General features: G+C 28.4%; 2 protein-coding genes. Both read right to left on the bottom strand.

The genetic code is table 11. From position 1 onward, the window contains the following. Positions 1-30: 30 nt before the first annotated feature. Positions 31-1,206: a DNA adenine methylase gene (locus RBH29_RS17590; protein WP_306698314.1), complete on the bottom strand. Its 1,176-nt coding sequence runs from the start codon at positions 1,204-1,206 to the stop codon at positions 31-33. 240 nt (positions 1,207-1,446) lie between these two features. After that, positions 1,447-1,602, bottom strand: coding sequence for an HRDC domain-containing protein (locus RBH29_RS17945; RefSeq protein WP_373463351.1), 156 nt, complete (start codon positions 1,600-1,602; stop codon positions 1,447-1,449). Position 1,603: the final 1 nt, after the last annotated feature.

Below are 1,603 nucleotides of genomic sequence, written 5' to 3' on the forward strand. Positions count from 1 at the left end.
AGATCAGATATGTGACTTTTTTTCGTTAAATTATTTTCGTTTTGCCATCAATAGACTTTCTTGGACATTTCGACTTTTATCATTTTTTCGTCCCATGGTACTATGCTGATGCTCCTGATAAAGAACCTCAATATTATAATTATCATTTAAGTATTTGTTAGCAATATCTAATAATGTTTCTAAAGATATCATACCTGTATTACTATAACTTAAAACTAAATTTGAATTTTTGTCATTTATCTTAGAAAACATTAGTTTGAATGCGTTTTCAACTTTTGTTTTTATACAAAATGGTGACTGATGCCTGTCAGAGCGATAACGACCTTTAAACATAATTTTAGGATAGTCATACCGTATAAGTGTTTCTAATGCATGATAAAAGCGTGAATAGTGAACAAAACAATATGGAGGATCTGCATAAATAATAGAATTAGGTTTTATTATATCTAAACAATCTGAAAAATCCATTGATACAATGGAATGCCCTAATTTATTTTTTCCTAAGAAGGATTGTAATTCTTTGAATTTTTTAATGAAAAAGGGTAAAATACTCTTTTTGCGATATATCGCAATATCATCCATAGAACTTTGAGAGGTAGCATCTCTATATTGAGCATAGTGACCAGTACTTTGAGAATTATAAGACATTGCAAACATTAAAGATGATAAAATTATATAAAAAATAGGGGTATATAAGTACTTATCTGCAACAAATCTAAATGCATCTATCCATAAACATTGATTAAAAGACCAATATGTGCCAGAATAATTTTTTACAAACAAATGGTACTTAACTTTTGAAAAGTCTTGATTAATCAAATTTTGTTGTTGCATTTCTAAGTGATTAAATTCCTTTAAAGATAAAGGAATATCATAATCAAAAGAAAACATAGGATATAATTCCTTAAATTGTTCCACGTAATTAGTAGCTTCTAATACTATTTCTTCCAACAAATTGGGGAAAAGTCCCCAATCATAATCTGACAAATACATATTAGCAAGAACACTTGAGAATTTTTGAATGTCATTTGATAAAATAGTAGCTTCATTTCTTAATGCCCCTGATAAAACACTAGAGCCAGCAAATAAATCACAAATAGTGCCTCCGGTATAGCAATCTGATATACCCTCAACTATGAAGTCGAGGATTTGTCTTTTAGAACCCATGTATTTAATAATATGTGGAACATTTTGATCAAAATTCATAAAACAAACTTCCTTCCATGTTATAAAAATCTTAAGTTAACTCGTATGTAATTATAGCAAAGTTTCTAATAAAATAAAATGTTAATCTAAAGTGCAGTTTTTCAAAGTTTTACAGTAATTAACATTAAATAAATTTTTCTTCATTGAAATAATAATAAATAACATTTCAATGAAGAATATAACTTGAGTAAACTTTGTATTTCCTGTATCTTCTCATAATAAACCTTCCTTCTTAAACTCTTAAGCTACCTTGGAAACATAATCCCTAATAGCTTCAACAAACCTACTGCTATACTTATCCAACTTAGCTTGACCTACTCCTGAAATACCCTTCATGGCTTCTAAATCTAAAGGTAACTTTGAAGCCATATCTCTTAAACTGGCATCATGGAAAATG

This window comes from Herbivorax alkaliphila (assembly GCF_030848475.1).
GTDB lineage: Bacteria > Bacillota > Clostridia > Acetivibrionales > Acetivibrionaceae > Herbivorax.

What these genes read in the sequence shown, in the direction of transcription:
- RBH29_RS17590 (WP_306698314.1), bottom strand. Translation starts at nt 1,206, where the DNA reads ATGAATTTTGATCAAAATGTTCCACATATTATTAAATACATGGGTTCT.